The sequence below is a fragment of the Aeribacillus sp. FSL K6-1121 genome (genome assembly GCF_038003725.1).
Classification (GTDB): Bacteria; Bacillota; Bacilli; order Bacillales; family Aeribacillaceae; genus Aeribacillus; species Aeribacillus composti.
The window spans coordinates 2661541-2687231 of record NZ_JBBOPS010000001.1 but is presented as its reverse complement, the minus strand read 5'-3'; the positions used below and the strand labels follow the sequence as shown (position 1 = coordinate 2687231).

The 25691-nt window shown below is 37.3% G+C and carries 27 protein-coding genes; 22 read left to right on the top strand and 5 right to left on the bottom strand.

Features of this window, described 5'->3' with window-relative positions; genetic code table 11:
* The first annotated feature begins 525 nt into the window (after positions 1-525).
* The 5 genes from NSQ61_RS13030 to NSQ61_RS13010 all read left to right on the top strand — a co-directional run bounded on the left by NSQ61_RS13030 (position 526) and on the right by NSQ61_RS13010 (position 6209).
* The gene (locus NSQ61_RS13030; protein ID WP_340807248.1) at positions 526-2967 is read left to right on the top strand and encodes a PBP1A family penicillin-binding protein; all 2442 of its coding nucleotides are present in this window, start codon (positions 526-528) and stop codon (positions 2965-2967) included.
* A 425-nt stretch (positions 2968-3392) separates the two neighbouring features.
* Complete coding sequence (locus NSQ61_RS13025) at positions 3393-3977, top strand: CalY family protein (RefSeq protein WP_094245059.1); 585 nt, start codon at positions 3393-3395, stop codon at positions 3975-3977.
* Positions 3978-4022: 45 nt separating this feature from the next.
* On the top strand, positions 4023-4913 hold the full coding sequence (gene tapA / locus NSQ61_RS13020; RefSeq protein ID WP_094245060.1) for an amyloid fiber anchoring/assembly protein TapA: 891 nt from the start codon (positions 4023-4025) through the stop codon (positions 4911-4913).
* Between the two features lie 63 nt (positions 4914-4976).
* Complete coding sequence (gene sipW, locus NSQ61_RS13015) at positions 4977-5564, top strand: signal peptidase I SipW (protein ID WP_094245061.1); 588 nt, start codon at positions 4977-4979, stop codon at positions 5562-5564.
* 12 nt (positions 5565-5576) lie between these two features.
* The gene (locus tag NSQ61_RS13010; RefSeq protein ID WP_094245062.1) at positions 5577-6209 is read left to right on the top strand and encodes an LPXTG cell wall anchor domain-containing protein; all 633 of its coding nucleotides are present in this window, start codon (positions 5577-5579) and stop codon (positions 6207-6209) included.
* 229 nt (positions 6210-6438) lie between these two features.
* On the opposite strand, the gene NSQ61_RS13005 is transcribed toward NSQ61_RS13010, so the two are convergent.
* From NSQ61_RS13005 to NSQ61_RS12990, 5 genes are all read right to left on the bottom strand, one after another.
* Positions 6439-6786: a helix-turn-helix domain-containing protein gene (locus NSQ61_RS13005; protein ID WP_094246424.1), complete on the bottom strand. Its 348-nt coding sequence runs from the start codon at positions 6784-6786 to the stop codon at positions 6439-6441.
* Between the two features lie 87 nt (positions 6787-6873).
* Positions 6874-7053 (bottom strand): transposase, encoded by a 180-nt coding sequence (locus NSQ61_RS13000; RefSeq protein WP_257790174.1) that lies wholly within the window; start codon positions 7051-7053, stop codon positions 6874-6876.
* A gap of 178 nt (positions 7054-7231) precedes the next feature.
* Positions 7232-7546 carry a transposase gene (locus NSQ61_RS12995; RefSeq protein WP_094245063.1) on the bottom strand — a complete coding sequence of 105 codons (315 nt, stop codon included), beginning with the start codon at positions 7544-7546 and terminating at the stop codon, positions 7232-7234.
* Between the two features lie 174 nt (positions 7547-7720).
* Positions 7721-7828 (bottom strand): hypothetical protein, encoded by a 108-nt coding sequence (locus NSQ61_RS20320; RefSeq protein ID WP_412674951.1) that lies wholly within the window; start codon positions 7826-7828, stop codon positions 7721-7723.
* Positions 7829-8578: 750 nt separating this feature from the next.
* The gene (locus NSQ61_RS12990; RefSeq protein ID WP_094245065.1) at positions 8579-8926 is read right to left on the bottom strand and encodes a bh protein; all 348 of its coding nucleotides are present in this window, start codon (positions 8924-8926) and stop codon (positions 8579-8581) included.
* A gap of 333 nt (positions 8927-9259) precedes the next feature.
* Between NSQ61_RS12990 and NSQ61_RS12985 the strand changes: the two genes are divergently transcribed.
* From NSQ61_RS12985 to NSQ61_RS12905, 17 genes are all read left to right on the top strand, one after another.
* Positions 9260-10507, top strand: a complete 1248-nt coding sequence (locus NSQ61_RS12985; RefSeq protein ID WP_340807245.1) for an NAD(P)H-dependent oxidoreductase — start codon at positions 9260-9262, stop codon at positions 10505-10507.
* Between the two features lie 36 nt (positions 10508-10543).
* The gene (locus NSQ61_RS12980) at positions 10544-10969 is read left to right on the top strand and encodes a transcriptional regulator GutM (RefSeq protein ID WP_242009285.1); all 426 of its coding nucleotides are present in this window, start codon (positions 10544-10546) and stop codon (positions 10967-10969) included.
* A 25-nt stretch (positions 10970-10994) separates the two neighbouring features.
* Positions 10995-11522: a PTS glucitol/sorbitol transporter subunit IIC gene (srlA, locus tag NSQ61_RS12975; protein ID WP_066246929.1), complete on the top strand. Its 528-nt coding sequence runs from the start codon at positions 10995-10997 to the stop codon at positions 11520-11522.
* A gap of 51 nt (positions 11523-11573) precedes the next feature.
* Positions 11574-12608, top strand: coding sequence for a PTS glucitol/sorbitol transporter subunit IIB (gene srlE / locus NSQ61_RS12970; RefSeq protein WP_327848374.1), 1035 nt, complete (start codon positions 11574-11576; stop codon positions 12606-12608).
* 28 nt (positions 12609-12636) lie between these two features.
* Positions 12637-12996: a PTS glucitol/sorbitol transporter subunit IIA gene (locus tag NSQ61_RS12965; RefSeq protein ID WP_063386335.1), complete on the top strand. Its 360-nt coding sequence runs from the start codon at positions 12637-12639 to the stop codon at positions 12994-12996.
* A gap of 68 nt (positions 12997-13064) precedes the next feature.
* Positions 13065-13988, top strand: coding sequence for a sugar-binding transcriptional regulator (locus NSQ61_RS12960; RefSeq protein ID WP_232515658.1), 924 nt, complete (start codon positions 13065-13067; stop codon positions 13986-13988).
* 355 nt (positions 13989-14343) lie between these two features.
* On the top strand, positions 14344-15324 hold the full coding sequence (gene pdhA / locus NSQ61_RS12955; protein WP_066246927.1) for a pyruvate dehydrogenase (acetyl-transferring) E1 component subunit alpha: 981 nt from the start codon (positions 14344-14346) through the stop codon (positions 15322-15324).
* Positions 15325-15344: 20 nt separating this feature from the next.
* Entirely contained in the window at positions 15345-16328 is a 984-nt protein-coding gene (locus NSQ61_RS12950) for an alpha-ketoacid dehydrogenase subunit beta (RefSeq protein WP_063386333.1), read from the top strand.
* Positions 16329-16344: 16 nt separating this feature from the next.
* A complete protein-coding gene (locus NSQ61_RS12945) occupies positions 16345-17676 on the top strand; it encodes a dihydrolipoamide acetyltransferase family protein (protein ID WP_340807240.1) in 1332 nt (443 codons plus the stop codon).
* A gap of 14 nt (positions 17677-17690) precedes the next feature.
* On the top strand, positions 17691-19073 hold the full coding sequence (gene lpdA, locus NSQ61_RS12940) for a dihydrolipoyl dehydrogenase (RefSeq protein ID WP_340807238.1): 1383 nt from the start codon (positions 17691-17693) through the stop codon (positions 19071-19073).
* A gap of 230 nt (positions 19074-19303) precedes the next feature.
* Positions 19304-19771: a PTS sugar transporter subunit IIA gene (locus NSQ61_RS12935; RefSeq protein WP_340789556.1), complete on the top strand. Its 468-nt coding sequence runs from the start codon at positions 19304-19306 to the stop codon at positions 19769-19771.
* A 53-nt stretch (positions 19772-19824) separates the two neighbouring features.
* Positions 19825-21210 (top strand): PTS galactitol transporter subunit IIC, encoded by a 1386-nt coding sequence (locus NSQ61_RS12930; protein ID WP_066246919.1) that lies wholly within the window; start codon positions 19825-19827, stop codon positions 21208-21210.
* A 25-nt stretch (positions 21211-21235) separates the two neighbouring features.
* Positions 21236-21520, top strand: coding sequence for a PTS sugar transporter subunit IIB (locus tag NSQ61_RS12925; RefSeq protein WP_066246917.1), 285 nt, complete (start codon positions 21236-21238; stop codon positions 21518-21520).
* A gap of 77 nt (positions 21521-21597) precedes the next feature.
* Complete coding sequence (locus NSQ61_RS12920; RefSeq protein ID WP_133309084.1) at positions 21598-22026, top strand: hypothetical protein; 429 nt, start codon at positions 21598-21600, stop codon at positions 22024-22026.
* A gap of 14 nt (positions 22027-22040) precedes the next feature.
* The gene (locus NSQ61_RS12915) at positions 22041-23066 is read left to right on the top strand and encodes a zinc-dependent dehydrogenase (protein ID WP_327848380.1); all 1026 of its coding nucleotides are present in this window, start codon (positions 22041-22043) and stop codon (positions 23064-23066) included.
* Positions 23067-23087: 21 nt separating this feature from the next.
* A complete protein-coding gene (locus NSQ61_RS12910) occupies positions 23088-23783 on the top strand; it encodes an SDR family NAD(P)-dependent oxidoreductase (RefSeq protein ID WP_165381940.1) in 696 nt (231 codons plus the stop codon).
* Positions 23780-24532: an SDR family NAD(P)-dependent oxidoreductase gene (locus tag NSQ61_RS12905; RefSeq protein ID WP_066246911.1), complete on the top strand. Its 753-nt coding sequence runs from the start codon at positions 23780-23782 to the stop codon at positions 24530-24532. The genes NSQ61_RS12910 and NSQ61_RS12905 overlap by 4 nt, the downstream gene beginning before the upstream one ends.
* The last annotated feature ends 1159 nt before the right edge of the window (positions 24533-25691 follow it).

Genomic DNA, 25691 nt, shown 5'->3' with positions numbered 1-25691 from the left:
CTTTCTGTCCATTATGAAAAATATACTAGAATAACTGGCAGCATACTTTTTTACTTAATCGCTTTTCAGGTTTTACGCTTTTCTGCGTTTAAGTAAAAAAATAAATATGTTTCTAGTATATAATATTCTTTCGATTCATCAAAGAATAATGAAAAAACTCATTGCTATAAAACTGTTACAATTTATGGTAAATAGCAATACTCTTGAACTTCGAAGATATTTACGGAGCAAAGATAAGGTCGATTTTTCCTCTATTTAGTAGGAACTTATTACGATCTGTTCGATAAAACACTTCCTAAATGAAGAGGAATGTTATGAAGGTTCGCAAATCTTTTTCAAAACAGGGGTACTATTCTAAAAAGTGTTTTATTTTAAGAGTAGTTCAAATAAGTGTTATAATTTTTTTTGTAAAAAAAATTGTCTGTTGCCGACAAATTCCACCACAAAAATCTTCTCGTAATCCGTATAATCTTAATCGTGTATTATTTATAGATTACCTTCTATACAGGTTAGGAGGAGACGGAAATGGGAGATCAATATCAGACGCGTATGGAGAAACGTCAAAAAAAGAAATCAGCTTCTAAAAAATCTCCGCTCATAAAAATCATGACAGCCTTTATTCTTGCGATTATCGTAATGATGACTGCGGGCGGTATCGTGGTATTGTCTTACATTATAAGCGCCCCTGCACTAGACCCGAAATTACTGAAAGATCCGTTATCCTCAACCGTTTATGATATGTATAATGAAAAAGTGCGAGATATATCAGGAAGCGAACATCGGAAAATCATCAAAATCGAAAATATACCGAAAAATGTACAAAATGCGTTTATCGCAACAGAAGATGTGCGGTTTTTTGAGCATAATGGAATCGATTTTAAACGAATCGCAGGTGCAACCGTTGCGAATGTAAAAGAAGGATTCGGCGCTGAAGGCGGAAGTACGATTACCCAGCAGGTAGTCAAAAATTCATTCTTAACGCCTGAAAAAACGCTCAAGCGAAAAATACAAGAAGCTTACTTGGCTGTTCAGTTGGAACGACGCTACTCAAAAGAAGACATTCTTGAAATGTATTTAAATAAAGTGTATTTCGGTCAAGGAGCATACGGGGTTGCGACAGCGGCAGAAACATATTTTAACAAATCCGTGAAAAAGCTGACGATTAGTGAAGCGGCGCTGTTGGCGGGGCTGCCGCAAAGACCGAGCGAATACGATCCATTTAAAAATCCGGATTTAGCTGAAAAAAGAAGAAATATAGTATTGTCGTTAATGAGGAAGCATGGCTTTATTACCGAAAAAGAAGAGCAAGATGCGAAAGCGATCCCGGTTGAGAAATTATTAAAGAAGAAAAAAGAAGGGCCGAAATATCAAGCGTTTATCGATCAAGTCATCAAAGATATTGTTGATGCCGGAATATCGGAAAAGGATATCTATACGGGCGGTTTAAAAATTTATACAACCCTTGATCCGGAAGCTCAAAAATTTACAGAAAAAGTGCTGACAACTGATCAATACATTTATTATCCAGACGATCAGTTCCGGGCAGGAGTCGTGCTACTTGATACACAGACTGGTGCCGTCAGGGCAATTGGCGGAAACCGCAACTCAGATCAAGAAATACAAAGAGGTTTTAACTACGCAACACAAACGAAAAGACAGCCAGGTTCGACGATTAAGCCGATCTTGGATTACGGCCCGGGAATCGAACATTTCAAATGGTCTACATATAAACAGTTCATTGACGAGCCGCTCACCATCCATGGCAAAGAAATCAAAAACTGGGACGGTCAATATCGCGGCAGTATATCGATGCGAAAGGCGCTACAATGGTCTTACAATATACCGGCTGTAAAAGCATTTTTGGAGGTAGGGGAAGACCGGGCAAAAGAATTTGCGGAAAAACTCGGAATCCCGCTCGATCAGATCTATCCTTCATATGCGATCGGAGGCTTTAATAAAGGTGTGTCCCCGCTTCAATTGGCTGGGGCGTATGCCGCTTTTGGAAATGAGGGCGTTTATCATAAGCCTTTTACGGTAAGGAAAGTAGTGTATCCAAACGGTAAAGAAATCGATCTTTCTTCCAAACCGGTGAAGGCGATGAGCGACTATACCGCCTACATGATGACCGATATGTTGAAAACCGTCGTGAAAGAAGGAACAGGGCGACTGGCGAACATTCCAGGACTTCCGCTAGCAGGAAAAACAGGAACAACCAACTTGCCGGAAAATATACGAGGAGATGGAACATCTGATGCCTGGTTTGTCGGCTACACGACTCGTTATGCGGCTGCGGTTTGGACGGGATACGACCAGACGACTCAGGAAACGTATGTGACAAACGAGAAGGCGAAGATTTCAAGACTTATTTTTAAAGAAATCATGTCTCACGTTTCTGAAAAAATAGAAACACCTGATTTTGAAAAACCGGACAGCGTCGTCGAAAGAGTGATTGGCGGCCGAACTGAATTATTTGTAAGGGGAACTCCAATCCCAGCAATTCCAAAACAAAAAGAAAAGGATAAAAAAGAGGATCAAAAACAGGATCAAGTAAAAGATAATGAACAGGAGCAAAAACAAGAAGAGGAAAATCAGGAGCAAAATCAGGAGCCAAAAGAAGAGAACAATCAAAATGACATGGATAAAGAGCAGCAAGAAAATTCTGAGGACAACAAAGAGCAGCCTGAAGATAATAAAGAAATAGAGCAGCCAAATCAGCCTCCTGCCAATGAACAGCCGCAGCCACAACCACCAGCTAACAACGGAAGCGGCCAAGGAAACGGCCAAAAACCACCAGGAGGAGATAACGGAACTGGCGGATCAAATAATAATGGAAACGGCGGCTCGAATAGCAACGGGAATGACAGTGGATCAAGCAGTAATAATGATCCAGGAAAAGGAGCTGGCACAACCAATCCGAACGGAAAATCACAATCTGAAAAGCAATCAACGGATAACGGCAGTCCATAAACAAAAGGGTTGAAAAAACCTACTAACAATAGTAGTGCAGACCACGGCCATGGTTTGTGCTGCTATTTTTTTTATAGATTCTACGTGAATTATTGAGGTGCCCTTGCAGCGCGCCTCGTATGAAAGTTAGATCGCAAGCTGCGTTTATAATCCTTTTCTTGAATTGTTTGATTATCAGAATGGGAAATGAGCCTTAAAAATTAGTAAATAACCTTTTACTGATATACTTCTAATTTAATAGTTTTATTCAAGAGATAACTGCATTATTCTAACAATTCATTATAAAGAACGATTTATTTGTAAAAAAAAATAAAAATATTTTTAAAAAAGGGGTTTACAACATGATAGAGTTCAATTATATTTAAGTTGTGTTCGTTATAAAGAACACAGTCTTAATTATATTTCTTATGAGGAGGATTTAAAAAATGGGTATTAAACAAAAGTTGGGAATGGGTGTAGCAACTGCGGCTTTAGGTTTATCTTTAATCGGGGGAGGTACATATGCCTACTTTAATGATGTTGAAACCTCCAATAACACATTTGCAGCAGGTACATTAGATTTAACTCTTGATCCGCAAACAATTATTAATGTCAACAACTTAAAGCCTGGGGATTGGATGGAGCGTGAATTCACATTAAAGAACAGCGGAAGTTTGGGTATTTCTAAAGTTCTTCTTGAGACAGATTATACTGTAACGGATGCGAAAAATGACAATAACGGCGATGATTTCGGCAATCATATTAAGGTGCAAATTTTAAAGAATGTGAGCAATAAGGAAGTTATTGTTTATGAAAAAACGTTGGCACAGCTTAAAAATCTAAAGCCGGATTTAGTGCAGGATGAATGGCTCTGGTGGAATATTGGCGGTTTAGATCCAAATGAAACGGATAAGTTCAAAGTTAAATTCGTCTTTGTAGACAACAATCAAGATCAAAATCGTTTCCAAGGCGATTCTTTAAAACTAACTTGGAAATTTGACGCGAAGCAAGAAGCAGGTGAAGCAAGATAGCTATCAATATAGGGGAGAAGGCGGGGAACTGCCAACTTCCCTTGATTGCTAAAAGTTGAAACGGTGGTGAGAGAAATTCGGTACTCACGAGTAAAAAAATTTGGGCAAAAGAAAATGCATTTGATAATAATGTTCAAAATCGTCGCAATTTGTTACTTTCTTTTCATAACATTCAACTTTGCTAGTTCCTACACCGGGGCCAGTTTTAATAAAACAGTAGCCATAACCGGTTTTCTTGCTGCAACAATTCCTGAAGAGGACAAATCCATTCTGCTGCGCTTTGTGGACGATAAAGACAAGGTCATTCAATCGTGCGGGAAAGTTCGAATATCTTCTGTTGCTCAAAATGAAGGGGATGATTTAGCGGAAGCATTGCATTATGAAATATATTTCATTGCTCAAGGAGATCCAATGAATGGAGAAAAAATAAGTCAAGGAAAGATTCCAGCATTAAAAAGTAAGAGTCAATTCCAATTAGCATACAATGCCGAAAAACCTGGAAATTATAAATTTAACGTTTTAATGAATACAAATGATGATGTTTGGAGCAAAAACATTCAAGTAATTTGCAAAAAGAACGAACAACTTGATCAACCTGCGAATGACTCAGATCAAAACCTTAATGAAGATAAGGCAGCTCAACCATCCGAACATTCGAAACAAGAACAAAAACAACTTCCAGTGGAAGAACCTATACGGGAAAATAATGGGAAAGAAAACGAAGTAAAGAAAGAGCAATCCAACGAAACGTTAATGAAAGAAAATGAGAATCAAGAAAATCATTCAAAAGATGAAATGAAAGAAAATGGAGCGCAACAAATAGAACAGAATAAAACCGAAACAAAATCAAATGACATTCACCTGAAAGAACAGCAATCAGCAAAACAAGAACAAGTTTCAAATGCTTTAGAGCAAAACGAACCACCTTTACAGTAAAGTGATTACAATTATTTCATTACGTTTTGTGTCTTGAGCAAAGCGAAAGGAATGGGTAAAAAAATGAAAAAAGTTGTTAAATGGATCAGCAACACGATATCGGTCATGCTGCTGGCTTCATTAATCATCATGTTATTCACAGTCATTTCGTCAAAAGCTTCAGGCGGGGAGCCTAAATTTTTCGGACATCAATTAAAAATTGTTCTTTCAGGATCAATGGAACCTAGTATACAGACTGGTTCCGTGATCGTTGTAAAACCTGAAAAAGAAACGGAAAAATACAAAGAAGGCGACATCATTACATTTCAAGCAGATGAAAACGTGTTTGTAACACATAGAATTATAAAGGTTGTCAAAAATGGCAATGAAGTTATGTACCAGACAAAAGGGGATAATAATGAGGAAGCAGATTCCGAACTTGTGTTAAGTAAAAATGTTGTTGCTAAATATACAGGCATTACCATCCCATATATTGGCTATTTTATGAATTTCGCCAATTCTAAACAAGGAAGCGTTATTCTTTTAATCATACCAGGCATTATTCTGTTCAGCTACTCATTAATCAGCATTTTTCGGGCACTTGCAGAAATTGATAAAAATTTGAAGCAATCAACTGCAAAAGAAGACTTCAACCATTCTCAAAATCAATAATGGAGGAAATACATGGTCAAATCAATTGGACGATGTTTCATATGTTTTTTATTTGTCTGGCTCATAATGCAAGTTCAAAATTTCAGCGCTGAAACACAAATAGGTATCGCTTTAAAAAATCTTCATTCAAACCATATGCTATTTCAAGTAGAAAACATGAAACCAGGCGATTGGGCTGAAAGAACGGTCATTATCGAGAATGTTGAAAATGCTGATATACAATATAATACTTTAATTGAAAATATAAAAGGATCAAAAAAATTATTTGATGCTTTAACTTTAGAGGTTAAAGATGGTCAAAAAAATCTTTTGTTTAAAGGATTGTTAAAAGATTTTAAAGGTTTTACACCGCGAAATATCCAAAGTTCCAAAGAAGACCAGTTGACATTTTTAATCACATTTCCTGAACAGTTAGGAAATGAATATCAAGGGTTAGAAACTTCTTTTAAAATTGTTTTTCAGGCAAATTCTTCTTTAGGCAGTATTCAAACGTATGGCAGCGGGAATAATGAAGGTTTACTTTTGCCAAATACTGCGACAAACTTTTATGCATTTATTCTTGTTGGGATAATGTTTTTCGCGATGGGAGCCATTTTTTTCTTTCAAAAACGAAATAAACATAAAGATCAGCTTCATGAGTTATGAAGCGCTTGGAGGAAGCGGTGTACAAAAAATATTGTCCTAATTGTCTGCGTTTTTCATATAGCAGCTGCTCTGAAAGAAAATGGTTGTGCCCATCATGTCGTTCTGATCTTACTTCCATGGAAGGAATATTCTGTCGCAATGTATTAAAATATTCTGCCGCCCTTGCGGAATATAAGCAAAAAAATCATAACCGAAGAGAGGTTCATTTTTCTAAACAAATATAAAAATTTTAGTTAACATTTAGATCTTTCTTTTCCTGTAATTTCCATTTTTTTGTAAATTCTAAAAACTGACGGAATTCTTCTTTCGATACTCCGGAATTCATTGCTTCCTGTACTAATAACATCCATTCAGGATCAAGAACATTCGTATTTTCTTCATTTTCCCCATTTATTAATGTATTAACAGGAACATCTAAAACGGATGATATTTTTTCCAAGAAATGGACAGAGGGGTTTGATTGAAGATTCCGTTCGATAGAACTTAAATAAGATTTTGCCACCCCTGCTTGTTCAGCCAGTTCAGATAGCGTAAGACCTTTGTTTTTTCTAAGCTGCTTTATGCGATCACCAATCATCATGATCATTTCACCTTCCTTTAACGGTTCTATGTCAATTATTGGGTGTACTTGATGTGAAGAGCACCTCTTTTATATGTATGAAAGTTAGATAAGTGAGCATAATATCTTATTTCTGAGTCGATCAAAGTTGCGAATACCATAAGAAATTCGTTTCATCACTTTAATTTTATTGTCAATCCCTTCTAAATAACCGTTGGTGTAGGGATAAATAAATGAATGGATAATTTCTTTTTCCCAGCTTTTAAAGATTCGTTTCTCATTCAGTCCCGATTTATCAATAGCTTAATACAGCAGTTCTAAGTTTGACCTTGCATTTCGCTCATTATTTTGTGTCATCTATTTTTTAAAGACTTCTATCACTTGGTAAGCTTTCCTTAAATCGGGGGCAACTCTAAATAATATTGAGAGTTCCTGTTTACGTGTGATGAGCTTTTTTTTCGATTTATGGAAGAGAAACCGCAACTTTTTCATCGAGTTTCGATCTTTGTCTTGGTTCGAGTGCCCAAAAGTTTTGGCGCGCATAATGGAATTGGTCCACGATGATAATCGAATTTTGAAAGAGTTGTTGGGCCAAAATTTTATACGGCTGCCACATATCCATGACTACCATTTGAATATGATAAATCGGTAAAGAGCGAAAATAATCTTTTAACTTGGACCAACTTTCAGTCTTGAATGACATCCAATACCTTGTAGCCTTGAGGGTCACCAATGACACATTGATATGTTCCTTTTTCGGTTGTCCACTTGATCTCATCAAGGGCTAAAATTCGTGGTAATGAGTGGCTTTCATAAGTATCATAACGGTCAAAATATCGAATAACCGTTGAGTATCATCATCCAATATCTTTAGACACTTCCTTAAAATTGGCCGTTCTCCTTTTGATAAGAAGAGCTTGAAGGACAAATTTCGTATGACGCTGATAACGCCCTAAAAGGCATATAATTCAAAGAAACGTTTTCCGCAAGATGTACATTTATAACGACGCTTTTTCAGAATGAGGTACGCATACATTCCACGAAACTTGATATCTCGAATCTTCTGCAGACATAATCATGAATGGATCTTGCCTCTTCCAGCATTGAGGGCCATGTTGATAACAAGGTTTGGTTTCGAGAAAAATTCAAGGTGCGTATCTGTCTCCACAATCTTTGACGCCATTACATTTTCCAATCCAATCAGCTCTGGGATGCAAATAGTCTTGCATTTACGAAGTCTCCTTTTTAATGAGGTTTTGCCACTTTCATTATAAAAGAGAGCATTTCGTAAATGCTTTTTTATTTTTTAAGAAATTTCTTCTACCTCAACATTTGGTATAGAACCCTTTTAACCCAAATGTTTGTTTTTATTTAGAAACAGCATAATCGCAATTAAAAAAAGTAAACGTAAAAGTCCAATTTTAAATCAAATTCATTTGCAAATGCATGAAAATACAAAATATTAATAAGGGAAAGCTCCATTCCGAAGAAATGACTAGAAAACATGTTTCCCCTATTCAGAATCATTTTACATCACTAAGTCGAACCATGTCTACTTATGCCGAATAAATCTTTGGCTATTCATACTTATTATATTCTCTTCTAAAAGCTGCTACCCCTTTTTTATTAATTCAAAATTAACGTTTTCTGCTCGTCAAGCTAAATGGGGGAAAATGGAGAAAAATTTCGTTGAAATTGCCGTATTGCTTTTTTATTAACTACCGGCAATTAATCGGCATAAATCCAGGTAAAGAGGCTGTAAACATTTAAGGGATTCGGAGATTTAAACTGCATGGAAAGCCGAAAAAAGCTACTTTTTCCGTTTTTGCTTCTCTTTAAATGTTTTAAAAACATCTCGTGTTTGCTTCATATATTTATAAATGCTGTAAGGCTTTTTTATGATCCGGATCGGAAGGGAAAGCAAAAATTTACTGAGGTCATTCCGATATTCCTCTGTAATCTCAGCTGGTTTATGAACAATTTTTTCATACACCTCATGGTAAAATTCGTTTAATAAGTCAATTTTTATTTCAACTGAGTGATGGCAGTTTGCACATTCAATCCTTGAAATTTTATCGTTAATGTAAGTAATGATATGATCTTGCTCCTCATTGCAATGAATGCAAAACAACGTTGCTTCCATTTCTTTTATTTCCATGTTTCTTCACCTCTTTTTATGAAGGATGAAATTCCCAAGATCTTTCTCTACACTAAGTATATTATTCAAACCTGCATTCATTTCCTTCTATAAAAATGTTTCCAACGCCAACAATTGATAAAACATCTTCGACGATTTAAATCATTATAACCAAATTTTAATATGTATTTCAAAGTATAAAAAGTTTGAAAAATACTTTCAAGAATTTATTGACTTTTTAAACATCTGGAATATAATAAGGATTACAAACGATTAACAAATGTTATAAGTCGTAACAAATGTTACAGGGTACATGCACATACGACAAAAAATTGCCTAGAAGGAGCTGGAAACATGTCTATTTATCAAGAGTTGCTTTCACGGGAACGTGACGGCCAGCCAATTAAAGTAGGTGTTGTTGGTGCAGGGCAAATGGGATTCGGCCTGATTTCCCAAATCTCACGCATACCTGGCATGGAAGTCAGAGGGATTTGTGATGTCAATATTGAAGCGGCAGAAAGAGCCAGCAGCTATTATCAATCGAAATTAACGAAAAAACATCCTGTTCTTGTCAGCAGTGATTACCGAAAAGTGATTCAATCTGATGAAGTAGAAGTCATTGTAGATGCTACAGGGGTTCCTGAAGTTGGTGCAAACATTTCACTGGAAGCATTAAGATCTAGAAAACATTTAGTGCTGCTTAACGTTGAAGTAGATATTACAATTGGATCAATTATGCACAATTTGTTTACATCAGCCGGATTAGTTTATACAGGATCTGCGGGAGATGAACCGGCAGCAACGCTTGAACTGTATGAGTTTGCGAAGACAATGGGTCTTGAAGTGCTTGTTGCTGGGAAAGGGAAAAACAACCCGTTCATACCAAACGCCAATCCGGATACATGCAAGGAAGAAGCTGCTCAAAAACATATGAGCGCCCATATGCTTGCAGCGTTCCAAGACGGCACAAAAACAATGGCTGAAATGAATTTATTAAGCAACGCTACAGGTCTCATTCCAGATAAAATTGGTATGCACGGCGTGGAAGCAAATTTGGAAACGGTTGCCGACAAGTTGAATTTACAAGAAAACGGCGGTGTTTTAAGTCAATTCGGAGTAGTTGAATATGTAAACGGATTAGCACCGGGCGTGTTTGTCATTGTGAAAAGCGAATTAGAACCTGTAGATGCAGAATTAAGATATTTGAAAGTTGGCAAAGGTCCTCATTACGTTCTTTACCGGCCTTATCATCTAGCAAGTTTAGAAACTCCTATTACGATTGCAAAAGCAGTATTGCAACACGATACATCGATTCATCCATTAGGGGCTCCAGTTTCAGAAACAGTCGCTGTTGCCAAGCGCGATATTCAAGCAGGAGAAGCCATTGATGGCATCGGCGGCTACTCAGTAAGAGGCGTGCTTGAAACTCATCAAGAGATGAAGAAAAATTCACACATCCCAATCGGTTTAATCAGTGGAAACATTGTTGCAAAACGTTCCATTAAACAAGGTCAATTTTTAACATTAGATGATGTCGAGTTAGATCCATCTACAACCGTTTGGAAATTAAGATCTCTTCAAGATCATCTTTTTTCTAACTAAAAATGCATTTGTGCAGCGCAAAGGGGGTGATTCTTTTTGAAGCTTGCAATCATTTTATCCATGATTTTGCTAGTTCAATATGTGGCGACAATTATACAAGTCAGACATTATAAAAAATATGTTGACAAAATTGTAAGCCATTACAAGGGTAAAGAAGGGTATTTTTTGTACTCAGGCATGAATCGGCGAAAATTTAGTCCCGGCGCTATGGCAATGATTGTAGTGAACAAAGATTATGTTATAGAAGATTGCTATATTCTAAAAGGTATTTCAGTTTTCTCAAAGTTTAAAAAATATGAAAAATACATTGGCCATCATGTAGCCAAAATTTTGGATGATCACCATGAATTCACAGAAAATGCTGCAGGAAAAAAGAGGCAAATCCCTTCATTTTTGGCGGCTTTATCAATGGCGGCCGAAAATGCTATCGTTTCCATTTCAAAGAAAAAGCTTTCAATATAAAATGCGCTGAAAGGAGAAGTGAAAGATGGAATGGTTGAAATGGATTGGTGAACATTTTATCGGAATGTTCCAGGCTGGCGGAGAAACGTTTATGGGTATGTTTACAGGCATTATCCCGACTTTGGTTGTTTTGCTTACATTTACTTATGCAGTTATTAAATTTATTGGTGAAGAGCGGGTTAATAGAGCGATACAATTTGCTTCGAAGTATATGCTGTTACGATATACTGTCATGCCGATATTATCAGTATTGCTGTTAACAAACCCGATGTGTTATACGTTCGGACGCTTTTTGCCAGAAAAGCAAAAACCGGCGTTTTATGATTCAGCTGTATCGTTTGTTCATCCGGTGACGGCGTTGTTCCCGTATGCAAACGCAGGAGAATTATTTGTCTATTTAGGAATAGCCAACGGAATAAAAGAAGCCGGCTATTCTATGTCAGAGCTTGCTGTTCGTTATTTTCTCGTAGGGATCGTAGTTATTTTATTGCGCGGAATTATTACGGAATATATAACAAAATTTTTGGCGCGCAGAATGGAAGCGAAATCTTAAATTTTGGACAAAGATGAAAGCGAGTTCAAATTTTAAAGAGGAGGAGAACATATGTCAAAACGAGCTGTTTTTGTTGCAAAAGGTTCTGGCGGCTGGGGAAAAGGTTTGCGCATTGAGCCAAAAGGAAAGAAACAAAAAGTTGTATCCATTACAGGCGGCGGCATCCATCCTGTGGCAGCGAGAATAGCCGAATTAACTGGTACAGAGGCTGTAGATGGTTTTAAAAATTCAGTTCCGGAAGATGAAATGATGTGTGTCGTGATTGACTGCGGCGGAACAGCCAGAATTGGTTTGTATCCTATGAAAAGGATCCCAACCGTTGATATTCTCCCGTCTTCACCTTCTGGTCCTTTGGCAAAACATATTACTGAAGATATTTTTGTGTCGGGTGTTACTGTGAAGGATATTTATCTTGCGGACGAAGCAGAAGAACAAAACATTCAGACGGATGCTTCGGAAACGGAGCAGCAAGAAGACAGTCCAAAATTCAATGTGAAGGATAAGGAAGCATTTAAAGCTCAATACGAACAAGTAAAAAAGGAACACCGTGAAAACAATGAAAATATATTAATGAAGTTTTCAAGAGGAATAGGAAAAGTAACTGGTACTTTTTATCAGGCGGGACGCGATTCTGTTGATATGCTGATTAAAAATATTATTCCATTTATGGCTTTTGTTAGTATGTTAATAGGTATAATTAATTATACGGGAATCGGTGATTTGATCGCTAATACTCTTTCTCCTCTTGCCAGTTCTTTATGGGGATTGATCGTCATCGTTATCGTATGTACAATCCCGATTCTGTCACCGGTGTTAGGTCCTGGAGCTGTTATTGCGCAAGTCATTGGGGTATTAATTGGAAGCCAAATTGCAGCGGGCAACATTCCGCCTCAATTTGCTTTGCCGGCTCTATTTGCCATTAATGGCCAAGTTGGTGCGGATTTTGTCCCTGTCGGTTTGTCTCTTGGAGAAGCGAAGCCAGAAACGATTCAATACGGTGTGCCAGCTGTATTGTACAGCCGTTTAATCACAGGAGTTCTTGCAGTTTTAATCGCATATGCCGCAAGCATCGGCATGTATCAATAATGAATAGGATTTCAAGGAGGATCATAAGATGTCGAAAACGATTATTCGTGAAATCGGTACTCTAGTCCCATCATTTGAAGAAGAAAAAGTTTTAATTCTCTTTGGGCCTAATGCTCCTCAAGAGCTTAGAGAAGTATCTGTTATTCATGAATTTGAAGGCGATGTGTCGGATGAGCCGCTTGTTGAGGGCGGAAAAATTATATGGGGCGATCAAGAATATTTCATCACAGCAGTCGGCTCGGCAGCAAACAAAAATTTAAAGGAATTAGGCCATATTTCGATCTATTTTTCCAAACCAAATGAACATGTGCTTCCAGGAGCTGTTTTTGTCGAGCCTTTTACATTCCCACATATCGAAGTTGGAAAAGAAATTCGCTTTGAAAAATAACAATTTTCTTTCTGTTACCATTATAATTTAATACGAACCTAGATTTTATAGAAAGAAGTGGGGAATTATTGGAAGATAGAAGGCTGCTTGTGAAAATTTCTCATATGTATTATGCGGAAGGAGCTACACAATCAGAAATCGCAAAAGTGTTCGGTGTAAGCCGGTCGCTGATCTCAAAATATTTATCAAAAGCAAGAGAATTGGGAATTGTTGAAATTAAAATTCATGACGGCTCCCATCATCCTCTCATGAATATAGAAGCAAGAATTGAAAAAAAATATGGACTTCGGGAAGTCATTTGCGTTCCGAATCTAGGAAACGGACCGGATTTGGAAAATATCGGGGAATATGCGAGCAAATATTTATTAAGGATATTGAAAGACGGACAAATTGTCGGGGTTTCTTCTGGCACGACATTGCTTTCTGTTGCGAAGCAGATGCCAGCTAACCTTAATTATTCCTCCACGACCTTTGTTCCGATTGTAGGAGGAATGGGGGATGAACGGGTAGATATACATGCCAATGTTCTTGTTTCGATGTTTGCTGAAAAATTGAAGGCAAATTATAAGCTTCTCCATGCCCCTGTGATGGCTGACAGCAAAAAAGATAAGGAATTGTTTATGACCCAAACATCTATACAAAGCATTTTTAACCTTGCCGAAAAAGCGGATATCATCCTTGTAGGAATCGGCGGTTCACCTAAACACTCAACCATTACGAGATCAGAGCTGGGAAAAAAATATAGACAATATTTTAATGAACTCGATGCTGTTGGCGATATTTGCTATAAGTTTATCGATGAAAACGGAAGCGCCCCTTCAAATATTTGGAATGATAAAATCATTTCTTTTAATATTGAAAAATTAAAAGAAATTCCGTTTGTGATTGGAGTGGCAGCAGGACTGGAAAAAGTCGATGCGATCAAAGCCGTTTTAAAAGGGAAGTTAATAAATGTGTTAATTACAGATGAAAAAACAGCGGAAATGCTTTGACCTAAAAAAATTAATCATATGTGTAAGATGGTGTTTGATAAGTCCCAAAATAAATCAAGTAAAAAACAATAAACCGTTTTTCTCTGCTTGATTTCGTATGTTTTCTATTTTGTCTAAAAGAGCTGAGCTGCCATAACTACAAATTGGCAGCCATTTTTTTTGCATAAAACATGGTTGCAGCCCCTCGATTATCTTTAGTTTACCAAACAAAAGAAAGAAGCTTGAGTACTTCCACTATTTTGAAAGACTCCAATAAATAAGCTTATATAGATATTCCTTGACTATTTTCGGAAAAAACTCTATATTTATTACAAAAGTAACTATAAAGAACAAATGTAAAGGAGAGGTGGAAGAAATGAGTAATCATGCACTTCCAGCATTTATAACGGATGAAAGATTAGTTGAATTGTATAAACAAATGTGGCTGATTCGATATTTTGATGAAAAAGTCGACCAATTTTTTGCAAAAGGGATGATTCATGGAACGACTCACCTTTGTGTAGGACAAGAAGCAACAGCAGCAGGATCAATTGCCGTTTTGCAAGAGAAAGATAAAATTACCAGCACACACAGGGGTCACGGCCATTGCATTGCTAAAGGTGCAACAGTCGATAGAATGATGGCCGAACTGTTTGGCAAAGTGACCGGATACTGTAAAGGGAAAGGCGGTTCCATGCACATTGCAGATGTAGAGAAAGGAAACCTAGGGGCAAACGGAATTGTTGGCGGAGGCATTCCTTTGGCAGTCGGTGCGGCATTAACTTCAAAGATGAAAAATGAGGGGTATGTTGTATTGTGCTTCTTCGGAGATGGTGCAGCAAATGAAGGAAGCTTCCATGAATCATTAAACCTTGCTTCCATTTGGGATCTTCCAGTTGTGTTCATTTGCGAGAACAATCAATACGGAATGAGCGGGTCTGTAAAAGAGATGTTCAATATTGAAAATATAGCAGATCGTGCACAGGCTTACGGTATTCCAGGCAAAGTAATCGATGGAAACGACATGCTTGAAGTGATGAATACAGTTTATGAAGCTGTTGAACATGCCAGATCAGGGAAGGGCCCTGTGCTGATTGAAGCAAAAACATATCGATGGAAAGGCCACTCAAAAAGCGATGCAAAAAAATACCGCACTCGTGAAGAAGAGCAAGAGTGGAGAAAAAAAGATCCGATCAAACGGTTTAAAGAGTACTTGATTGACAAAGGAGTATTAACAGAAGAAAAGGCTGAACAGCTGAGAGAAGAAGCATTCCAGGAAATTGAAGACGCTGTTAAATTTGCGGAAAACAGTCCAGAACCGTCTGTTGATACATTGCTTGAAGACGTTTATGCGTAAATTTAGGGAGGGGAAAAGCGATGAGAGAGATCACTTATTTAGAAGCAGTTCGAGAAGCAATGAGTCAAGAAATGAGAAAAAATGAAGATGTTTATATATTAGGCGAGGATATCGGGGTTTACGGCGGTGCATTTGGTGTCACGCGGGGGATGATCGAGGAATTTGGTCCGGAACGCGTGAGAAATACGCCAATTTCTGAAGCGGCCATTGCAGGTGCGGCTGTCGGATCAGCGCTGACAGGCATGCGGCCGATTTTGGAGCTTCAATTTTCAGATTTCATCACAATCGCTATGGATCAGCTTGTGAACCAAGCTGCAAAGCTCCGATACATGTTCGGAGGTAAGGGGAAAGTTCCAATGGTTGTAAGAACTCCTGCCGGATCAGGTACAGGCGCAGCTGCCCAGCATTCTCAAAGTTTAGAAGCTTGGATGGCGCACATTCCGGGGCTGAAAGTCGTACAGCCGTCAACAGCTTACGATGCAAAAGGATTATTAAAAGCAGCGATTGACGATGATAATCCAGTTATTTTCTACGAACACAAACTCCTTTACAAAACAAAAAGCCACGTTCCAGAAGAACAATACTCGATTCCATTAGGAAAAGCGGATATTAAACGGGAAGGTAAAGATGTGACGATTGTTGCAACAGCGATTATGGTGCATAAAGCATTAGAAGCGGCAAAAGAGCTTGAAAAAGAAGGAATTGACGTCGAAATTGTCGATCCAAGAACGCTTGTCCCGCTGGATGAAGAAACGATCGTCGAATCTGTGAAAAAGACAGGTAGAGTTGTAGTCGTCCATGAAGCTGTAAAACGCGGAGGATATGGCGGTGAAATCGCTAGTGTCATTGCAGAGAGCGAGGCCTTCGATTATCTCGATGCCCCAATCAAACGTCTTGGCGGGCTGCCTGTCCCTATTCCTTATAATCCGAATCTAGAAAAAGCAGCTGTCCCGCAAGTACCGGATATTATAAAAGCAGTAAAAGAAACGGTTCAATTTAAATAAAAAGGGGGGAGAACCGATGGCAAAAGAAATTTTTATGCCGAAGCTGAGCAGTACGATGGAAGTCGGCACACTCCTTCAATGGTTTAAAGAAGAAGGAGAATCCGTTGATATCGGCGAACCGTTATTTGAGATAATGACCGATAAAATCAATATTGAAGTTGAGGCATATGACAGAGGAATATTGTTGAAAAAATATTTCCAACCGGATGACCAAATTCCGGTCAATCAAGTGATCGGATATATCGGCGAACCGGGGGAAAAGGTTCCTGACGAGCCGCCGGCTTTATCAGAGGAATCAAACGAACAATCCGGTGAAAAGACTGAACAGTCTGAAACAAACGAAGACGCTGTCGAAGTAAAAAGCAATAAGAATGGTAAAGTACGAGCCACACCTGCCGCAAGACGTTTAGCAAAAGAAGCGCAAGTGGATCTTCGAAACATTGTAGGAAGCGGGCCAAAAGGACGCATACACCTTAAAGATGTGAAGCAATATTTAGAAACAGAAAAGGCACAACCGAAAGCATCGCCGCTGGCAAGAAAAATTGCAGAGCATGAGAATATAGACTTGAAGGCGCTTCAGGGCTCAGGTGCAGGAGGCAAGGTGATGAAACAGGATGTTATCAACGCCATTCAAGCATCAAGTCAGAAAGCTCAGCAGCCTGAAGTCCGGAAGAAACTATCCGGATTGCGGAAAGTGGTTGCCGACAGAATGGTGCAAAGCGCATTTACTGCTCCACATGTTACATTGGCCAGCGATATTGATATGACAAAAGCAATCGAAATGAGAACAGCGCTTCTTCCGGTTGTCGAAAAACAAACTGGATTCCGTTTAACTTATACAGACATTATTATCAAAGCAGTCGGTACAGCTTTATCACGATTCCCTGAAGTGAATGTTCATTTGGAGCATGATGAAATCATTTATAAAAATGAAGTTAATGTTGGAGTGGCAGTTGCGGTAAAAGACGGTTTAATGGTGCCGGTAATTAAACAAGTTGAGCAGAAAGGATTGGCCGCTATTTGTGCAGAAGCAAAAGATTTAAGCAAACGTGCAAGGGAACAAAAACTCCGGCCTGACGAGCTTAAAGGCTCTACCTTTACGATCAGCAATCTCGGCATGTATCCGATAGATGTATTTACACCGATTATTAATCAGCCGGAAATAGCCATTTTAGGTGTTGGTAGAACCCAAGAAAAACCTGTAGTAGTCAACGGGGAAATCGTCATTCGGCCGATGATGACAGCCAGCCTGTCTTTTGATCACCGTGTAATAGATGGAGCACCTGCTGCAGAATTTTTGGCTGAAGTAAAACGCATTCTTGAAAACCCGTATGAAATGATCTTATAAGGAGGGGGCTCAATTTGACAAAATCGTATGATATTGCAGTAATTGGCGGTGGACCAGGAGGCTACATGGCAGCACTTCATGCAGCTCGGTTTGGAAAAAAAGTAATGCTAGTCGAAAAAGATTTTTTGGGCGGCACATGTTTAAATAGAGGCTGCATCCCTTCCAAAACATGGTTGAAAAACGCTGAAATTATTGAGGCAATTGAATTATCAAGAGAATGGGGAATTCAAACGGACAATATCACGATTTCATTAGACAAAATGAAAAAGCGCAAAGACGAAGTCATCTCCCGTCTCAGAAACGGTGTTATGTTTTTGTTAAAGCAAGGAAAAATTGATGTATATGAGGCAGAAGGCTTTGTAGAAGAAGGAAATATTGTAAAAGTAGTTTCGGATAAAAAAGAGGAACGTGTTCAAACAGACAAAATTATTGTGGCAACCGGTTCATCTCCTTCCGTTCCCCCAATAGATGGACTGGATTCTGCGTCTTTTTATACAAGCGATACCATTTTTGATATTGAAAAAATACCAAGCTCCCTAACCATAATTGGCGGCGGAGTCGTTGGGGTGGAGTTAGCGACTATTTTTTCCAGTCTAAAAACAAATGTAACGATCATTGAAATGGCCGGACGGATTATTCCAACTGAAGATGCTGACGCCTCCAAAGCGCTTGCTAAATCGCTGCAGAAAAAAGGAATCCAAATTTTAACAGATGCGAAAGTAACAAGCGTGAAACAAAACGGAGACAAAACCATTGTCGAATGTCTAAATGAAAAAGGCGAATCGGTATCGGTAGAAGGGGAGGCGCTTTTAGTAAGCGTTGGAAGAAAACCTAATTTATCTGCCGTTCAGGCATTAAAGCTAGAACAAAACGGGCCTTTTATTAAAGTAAACGAAAAAATGGAAACGAGCTATCCGAATATTTATGCTGTCGGCGATGTCATAGGAGGATATCAGCTGGCGCATGCGGCATATATGGAAGGAATTGTTGCCGCATCGAACGCAGCAGGCTGTGAACGGAAAATGGATGAAAAAGTTGTTCCCAGGTGCATTTTTACGCTTCCAGAAGTAGCTAGTGTTGGCTTGACAGAAGAGGAGGCCGAGCGCAAAGGGCTGCAAGTAAAGGCTGAAAGATTTGATCTTGCCGGAAATGGAAAAGCGCTTGTTTCTGGCGACACATCAGGATTTATAAAAATAGTGTATGATGAAAAATATGGAGAAATAATTGGAGTCACAATGGTTGGCCCTCACGTGACCGAAATGATTTCAGAAGCTTCCTCTTTCATATCCCTGGAAGGCACTGTAGAAGAACTGGCCAATATGATCCATCCTCACCCAACCATATCTGAATCGTTTTTTGACGTCGCAAGAAACATTATAGACAAAAGTAAAAAATAATAGCATGATGTAAAAAGGGCTTATTTACAATTGTTATACTAATTAACATTTAGTAAAACAAATTTGTAAATAAGCTCTTATTTTTTCTAATTTAATTAAAAAGTATTGACTCGATAATTCTAACAATTTAAAATATTATTAACAAATGTAATATTAAAGAACTTTTGGAAAGGGGATGAGAATGTTCCAAATGATTGTCTTTCCTTATAAAGAAATAGGGAGATGGTTTTATGGAGAAGTTTGTACATCTAGATGAAGATATCATTTGCTTGGATGTCGACAAAAAAACGAATGAAGATGTAATTACTTATATGTTTGAAAAAATGAAAAAAAAGAATTATGTGAAGGAATCGTTTCTTAAAGCTGTTTTAAGTAGGGAAAAAGTATATTCTACTGGCTTACCTCTTGAAAATATGGGGGTAGCGATTCCACATACGGATCCCGAACATGTTAACATTCCAACTGTTGGTGTTGCAGTTCTTCGTGAACCTGTGACTTTTCAAATGATGGGAAATCCATCTCAATCTGTAGAAGTAGAAATAGTTTTTATACTAGCAATTAAAGATCCTAGTAAGCAGCTAACAATGTTAGAAAAATTGATGGAAATGTTTCAAAATAATGATGAAATGTTTAAATTAAAAAATGCTAGAGAAAAAGCTGAAATATACAAAATATTAGATAATAAATTCAATTTTTAATATTTTAAAATGTAAGCGTTTTAAATGTTTATTTATTACAGGGGGTGGGTGAAATGATTAAACAAGCTGTTGATTTTATTCTTGATTTAGGACCATCCATCATGTTGCCTATCATAATGACAATTTTCGGATTGATTTTAAAACAAGGATTTAAAAAATCATTTCGGGCTGCTTTGACAATTGGAATTGGTTTTGTTGGAGTAAACCTTGTCATTACTCTTTTAACTAATTCATTAGGTCCAGCTACAGAGGCAATGGTCAAAAAACTTGGTTTGGAGTTGGGAATTTTAGATGTTGGCTGGCCGATAGGTGCAGCTATTTCATTTGGTACTCCAGTCGCTCCACTTATGATTCCTTTAGTACTAATTTTAAATGTTATTTTATTGTCGATTAATTTTACTAAAACTTTAAATGTTGATATTTGGAACTTTTGGCATTTAATTTTTGCAGCTTCTGTTACTTATTATGCTTATGACAATATGATACTTGCATTGTTTGTGGGTTTAGTGGTTTCTGCGATTACATTAAAACTAGCCGACTGGACAGCACCAGCTGTTGAACACCATTTTGGCTTAAAAGGCGTGTCTTTAGCACACTCGGAAACGGTCAATTTTGCCCCAATCACTTACGCAACAAATAGAATATTGGACAAAATACCGGGAATTAACAAAATTCATGCAGATCCTGAAACTTTAAGTAAAAGATTTGGAATATTTGGGGAACCGTTGATGATGGGGCTAATTTTAGGAATGCTAATTAGTATCCTTGGAGGCTACGATTTAAAGGGAATTTTAACACTTGGCGTACAAATGGCAGCTGTGTTAGTTCTTTTGCCTCGGATGGTATCCCTCCTTATGGAAGGGCTGATCCCTATCTCTGAAGGCGCAAGAGATTACATTAATAAAAAATTTCCTGGAAAAAACGTATATATTGGATTAGATGCTGCTATTGTAATTGGTAATCCAGCAAATATGGCAGTAGCTTTAATTATGGTTCCTATAACGATTCTTTTGGCCGTGATTCTTCCATACAATCAAATGTTACCATTTACAGATTTAGCGGTTCTGCCTTTTACCGTCATTTGGGCTGTAGCAGCAGCTAGAGGAAATATTGTTAGGGGATTAATTAATGCTATCATTACGATCATGATTGTTCTTTTTATAGCAACGAATTTAGCGGAATTGGCAACAACAATGGGAAGAGCAGTAGGTTTTGATTTTCCTGAGGGAGCTTCGTTGATTTCTGGTATTGATTTAGGATCTCATGTTATTCCTTGGATCATCGTTCGTTTACTGGACCCAACAAATCCTTATTTTATTGCTGCAATTATATGCGCAGTACTATATGGGTTGATTTGGTATTGGGTGAGAAATGATATCAAAAAGCAATTCGCAAAGGAAATGGGAATCTTGGAAGAGAATAATAAAAATATAGAATAGCAAAAAATATGAGGGAGGAATAAATTTGGCACAGAAAAAAATTTTAGTATGTTGCGGAACAGCTGTTGCCACTTCTACTGTAGTTGCCAAAAAGATTGAAGAAGTTTTAAAAAATAAAGGATTCAATGTAGCTGTTGAACAATGCAAGGCTGCAGAAGTGCCTGTAAAAGCTGAAAATGCTGATGTAATCGTTACGACAACACCAGTAAGTAATGTTGGGGATGTGCCAGTTATTCAGACTGTCTCTTTTTTAACGGGTGTTGGGATTGATGATGATATTAACAAAATTATTGAATATTTAAACAAGTAACATGTATCAGGAAAAAGAGTTAGATTTCAAATTCCTTAAAAAAGAAATCTAACTCTTCTTTCAATTCGGAGGTTGTTATGAAAAAGTATAGGTATAGTAAATGGATGGTTTGCAGTAAAAATTTTGTTCCTTTGATTTTAATGGTTGGTTTGTTTGGTTATGGGATATATGGCTATCTTATTGATGAACATAATGAATTATATAAACTATTAATCGTTGTTATGCCTTTTTTAATATTATCCTCCGTTATTGGTTTACAATTTCCTTCTTCTATCACGGTAACGAAAGAAGGAATTTTATTTGAAGGATTTGGCAGACAGCATAAATATGATTGGAGTGAAGTTAAAAATGAAATGAAAATAAAAAAATATGATTTTGCTGGCCAAATATACATTCGCATAGGTAACCCGCGAATATTTGGCGGAAGATATTGGATTTCATATAAAATGGACGGTTACTCTGAATTATTAAGTGAATTAATAAATAGAGGTGCTCGCGTACTTTAGTGGAGGAGATCAATATGAAAGCTGCTGTCTTTTATGATAGGGAGGATATAAGGTATGAAGAAAGACCAATTCCTCAAATAGGTGAAAATGAAGTTCTATTAAAAATGAAGGTATGTGGTGTATGTGGAACTGATATTCATAAAGTAGTCGATAGAACTGTACCGCCTAATACAGTATTAGGGCATGAAGTAGCAGGGGAAATTGTACAAGTTGGTAAAAATGTTACACAATTTGAAGAAGGAGATCGTGTTTTTGTTGCCCATCATGTACCATGCTTCACCTGTCATTATTGTAATAGAGGAAATTACAGTTTATGTACTCAGTTTAAAGCAACAAATCTAGATCCTGGTGGTTTTTCAGAATATATTCGAGTCTCTGCTGTTCATGTAAAACATACAATGGGAAAATTGCCATCTGCTATGAGCTTTGAAACAGGAGCTTTTGTAGAACCAGTTGCTTGTTGTTTGCATGGATTTGAGTCCATTGCATTAAATCCTGGAGATACAGTTTTTATAATGGGGGCAGGTCAAATAGGGTGCATTCAAATTCAATTGGCAAAATATTTCTTAGCTGACAGAGTAATCGTAAGTGATATTAACCCATTTCGGTTAAACAAATCATTAGAATTTGGTGCGGACTATATCATAAATAGCAAGAATGAACATGTGAGGGACAGAATAATGGAAATAACAGATGGCCAAGGGGCAGATGTAGTTATTATTTCAGCTGGTGTTAATCATCTGTTGACGGAAGCAATGGAATGTGTAGGCAAAGGTGGGACAATATTAGTATTTGCTCCGTTTAAGAGGGACCTTGTCCCATTACGGGCGGATAGGTTTTTTCAAGACGAAATTAAACTTGTTGGCTCCTATTCATCCAATCCATATAATTACGATAAAGCATTACAACTACTTAAGATGGGTGTTGTAGAAGCGGATAAGATGATCACACATCGTTTCCATTTATCACAGCTGAATGAAGCCATTCAATGTGCACACAGTACTAAAGAGAATGTCCTAAAAGTATTGATTAAATCGTAATAAATGGTGGTGAAAAATCCTTTGGAAATAAAGTTAAAAAATAAAGTTGCGATCGTGGTTGGAAGTAATTTTATTTTTGGGAAAGAGATATGTTTAGCACTTGCTTTATCTGGCGCTGAGGTATGGATTCATCATTTTAACGAGGAGGACAAAATTGAGCAAATTTCTAAAGAAATCTCCTCACTCGGCGGAACAGCAAAGGTCATCTCAGGCGACTTAAGGAAACTAGAAGAGGTTCAAAAAGTTATTTCAAAAATTGCAAAGAATAGTGGAAAAATTGACATTTTAATCAATAATATTCATGTTTTGTCAAAAGAAACAATTGAGGATTTAGATCCTAATGATTGGATTGAAACGTTGGAGTTCAACCTTGATATTCCGTTCTTATGCAGCAAGGAAGTGATTCCACACATGCTAAGAATTGGGGAGGGAAACATTATTAACATTTCAGCAACTGCGGCAGTCACCGGTGAAATCGGCCCCCATTATGCAGCGTCGAAAAGCGCATTAAATTCAATGACTAAAGGATTGTCTAGGGAATTCCGTGAATTTGGAATACGTGTAAATAGCATTTCTCCTGATATCGTTCAAACATCAACATCATTGTCTTCTCTCAGTAAAGCAGTTGCAAACACAGTTTTGTTTTTATGCTCTCCATATGCGACACATTTAAAAGGCGAAATAATTTTCCTTGGAGAGGAGGAAAATATTCATTGAATAGAGAGAATGTATTGGTAATTGGAGGAGCGGCGGGCATTGGAAAACAGATTGTTTTAGACTTTGCCGGAAGGGGAAAAAAAGTAGCAGTAGCTGATATTAATAAAAAAGCACTTGATCAACTAATCAATGAAAGCGGAAGACCAAATGACATTTTTAGTTTTGAAGTAGATGTATCGAACTGGGAAAGCGTTCAAAATATGATGACAAAAGTTAAAGAAACTTTAAATTCGATTGATATTTTTGTTTATTCTGCAGGGATTACGAAACAAGTTTCTTTTTTGAATATTGATTGGGCATCGTGGAAAAAAACAATAGCTGTAAATTTACATGGACTTTTTTTCAGTACAAAAGCAGTGTTGCCATTAATGAAAAATAAAAATGGGGGTAGTATTATAATCATTGGATCTGGTTCTGCCATAACCGGTTCAGGCGGAGGTATCCATTATGCTGCTTCAAAAGGTGGTGCTTTTGGATTTATGAGATCTTTAGTAGGAGAGCTAGGTAAAGAAGGAATTAACATAAATGTGATTGCTCCTCGTGTAATTGAATCGGACATGCTTGACCGCTTGTATCCTTCAGAGGGATCCAAAAATACTCTAAAAAAAGAAATTCCGATAGGCAGACTAGGTAAACCTTCTGATATTTCAAATCTCACTAATTTTTTGTCTAATGAAGAATCAGCATATATTCATGGACAAATCATTATTGCAGATGGCGGGAGAACATTTAGACCAAAAAGCGGTTAAGTTCACTTGATTAGTTTTGAACTTGATCATCTATTTCTTGAGCTTTACAAGAACCATTTTTTCATCTTAAAAATAATGGTCAATATTGTATTGGGGCAACTTTATGTTCAAAAAACAATAGCTATATGTGTTTTTCGTTCATAATTGTTTTTGCTCACATAAAATTGAGCCACTTCGCTCATGAAAACGTGAACCACTCCATTTCCATCGAAAAACACCATCTTGATATGGAGTGAGAGGCATGATAGGCTTGTTGCCTATCGAAACACTTTGATGTGTCGCGTTTCGAGTGAAATCATGCCTCTGGAGGCTCCATGTCAAGACACTCCAGATTTACCATTTGCCAATTTCGAAGTGACTCACAAGTATGTAATCGGAGTGGCTCAAAATTCAATTATCAAATACAATAATAAAAAAGATTAATAAGAATTTATATGGAAACAAGGGGAATGATAGTCAAATAGTCGAGATGGTCCCAGTTCACCTTCGTTAAATTGTTGTTAAAACATGGCGGATTCTTTTTTGTGTTTGACCTTTTTGATTAAAGAAATTGAATAAAGGAAAAGTCCTTTGTTTATTTCAATATAAAAGTGTGGAGAGGAATAAAGTGCTTATGCAGTGATATACACTGGGCTTTACATGGAGGAAGGCAATAAAAGTTTAACTGTTTTAACTGGTGATTGTTGGAAGAATTAAGCTGCAGCGGCTCCATGTCAAGCCTTTTATAACTGAATCGTTGAGTTATATTATTGCAAATTTTTAATGTTGACTCCACACTCTGCTTTTTTTCTTGCAGAAATAGTCCTTCTCAGCTCTGGCAACAACTTTCACCATTCCCCATTTTAGATCTTTCGTATGCTTTTCATTTAGGCTATCTTACTCAAGTGTTGAAACTTAAGGCCGTTAGTTTCTTGACGTGTTTGATGAATCAAATTGAACAACTCAGAAAATTCTTGCTTATTCATTGTACTTATTAGTTCATTTGTTGTGTTTTTTGTGTTATCCTTATCCATGGGAATTATCCTTATAATTAGAAATTCTAATTATAAGGATTTTTTATACTGATTAAAGACCATGTATTTTCCATATATTTAAAAATATTACAAAATTTTTTGAATATAACAACTTGAGGAATAAGATTAATTTAAGTCAAAGGTTA

What these genes read in the sequence shown, in the direction of transcription:
- sipW (WP_094245061.1), top strand. Translation starts at nt 4,977, where the DNA reads ATGAAAAAAGTTGTTAAATGGATCAGCAACACGATATCGGTCATGCTG.
- NSQ61_RS12935 (WP_340789556.1), top strand. Translation starts at nt 19,304, where the DNA reads ATGGAGAAGTTTGTACATCTAGATGAAGATATCATTTGCTTGGATGTC.
- NSQ61_RS13030 (WP_340807248.1), top strand. Translation starts at nt 526, where the DNA reads ATGGGAGATCAATATCAGACGCGTATGGAGAAACGTCAAAAAAAGAAA.
- NSQ61_RS12945 (WP_340807240.1), top strand. Translation starts at nt 16,345, where the DNA reads ATGGCAAAAGAAATTTTTATGCCGAAGCTGAGCAGTACGATGGAAGTC.
- pdhA (WP_066246927.1), top strand. Translation starts at nt 14,344, where the DNA reads ATGAGTAATCATGCACTTCCAGCATTTATAACGGATGAAAGATTAGTT.
- NSQ61_RS12965 (WP_063386335.1), top strand. Translation starts at nt 12,637, where the DNA reads ATGTCGAAAACGATTATTCGTGAAATCGGTACTCTAGTCCCATCATTT.
- NSQ61_RS13025 (WP_094245059.1), top strand. Translation starts at nt 3,393, where the DNA reads ATGGGTATTAAACAAAAGTTGGGAATGGGTGTAGCAACTGCGGCTTTA.
- NSQ61_RS13010 (WP_094245062.1), top strand. Translation starts at nt 5,577, where the DNA reads ATGGTCAAATCAATTGGACGATGTTTCATATGTTTTTTATTTGTCTGG.
- NSQ61_RS12950 (WP_063386333.1), top strand. Translation starts at nt 15,345, where the DNA reads ATGAGAGAGATCACTTATTTAGAAGCAGTTCGAGAAGCAATGAGTCAA.
- NSQ61_RS12995 (WP_094245063.1), bottom strand. Translation starts at nt 7,546, where the DNA reads ATGAGATCAAGTGGACAACCGAAAAAGGAACATATCAATGTGTCATTG.
- srlA (WP_066246929.1), top strand. Translation starts at nt 10,995, where the DNA reads ATGGAATGGTTGAAATGGATTGGTGAACATTTTATCGGAATGTTCCAG.
- NSQ61_RS13005 (WP_094246424.1), bottom strand. Translation starts at nt 6,786, where the DNA reads ATGATTGGTGATCGCATAAAGCAGCTTAGAAAAAACAAAGGTCTTACG.
- NSQ61_RS12985 (WP_340807245.1), top strand. Translation starts at nt 9,260, where the DNA reads ATGTCTATTTATCAAGAGTTGCTTTCACGGGAACGTGACGGCCAGCCA.
- srlE (WP_327848374.1), top strand. Translation starts at nt 11,574, where the DNA reads ATGTCAAAACGAGCTGTTTTTGTTGCAAAAGGTTCTGGCGGCTGGGGA.
- NSQ61_RS12915 (WP_327848380.1), top strand. Translation starts at nt 22,041, where the DNA reads ATGAAAGCTGCTGTCTTTTATGATAGGGAGGATATAAGGTATGAAGAA.
- NSQ61_RS12990 (WP_094245065.1), bottom strand. Translation starts at nt 8,926, where the DNA reads ATGGAAATAAAAGAAATGGAAGCAACGTTGTTTTGCATTCATTGCAAT.
- NSQ61_RS12930 (WP_066246919.1), top strand. Translation starts at nt 19,825, where the DNA reads ATGATTAAACAAGCTGTTGATTTTATTCTTGATTTAGGACCATCCATC.
- NSQ61_RS12920 (WP_133309084.1), top strand. Translation starts at nt 21,598, where the DNA reads ATGAAAAAGTATAGGTATAGTAAATGGATGGTTTGCAGTAAAAATTTT.